Origin of the sequence: Pseudomonas avellanae BPIC 631, from assembly GCF_000444135.1 — a bacterium.
GTDB lineage: Bacteria > Pseudomonadota > Gammaproteobacteria > Pseudomonadales > Pseudomonadaceae > Aquipseudomonas > Aquipseudomonas avellanae.
This window is the reverse complement of record NZ_ATDK01000495.1, coordinates 1-351: the sequence shown is the minus strand read 5'-3', so window position 1 is coordinate 351 and position 351 is coordinate 1. Positions and strand designations below refer to the sequence as shown.

Here is a 351-nt window from a genome sequence, read left to right as displayed (position 1 = left end):
TACAGATGCCCTATCGAAATGATGACGGAAATGATGTCCAAGCATCATGAGAGTCCATCCCTAACTCAATAGCCGGGTGTTGCACTCAGCCTCTGAAACCGCCCAGATAAAGCGGCAGGCCTCCCGGCTTTGCTTCTCCGTAGCTCAATGTGGCGCCTTGCATGGGCTCGCCCATCAACACTGCCAGCGCATGAGCCGCATCCAGCAGTGAATGGTCTGAGCGTGGTCTAGAGGTGAAGAATTCAAAGATTTTCGAGAGGTTGTGAAACTCATGAAGTGGCGGTATCCAGGTGATGACGAACACACTTCCAGCGGCGATCCACAATAGTATTTCTTTTCGTTCAGGTCGTT

At 51.6% G+C, this 351-nt stretch carries 1 pseudogene; it reads right to left on the bottom strand.

Annotation, left to right across the window (positions count from 1 at the left end):
* Positions 1–100: 100 nt before the first annotated feature.
* Positions 101–351: pseudogene (locus DW49_RS01000000128890) on the bottom strand (hypothetical protein); the annotation flags it as partial.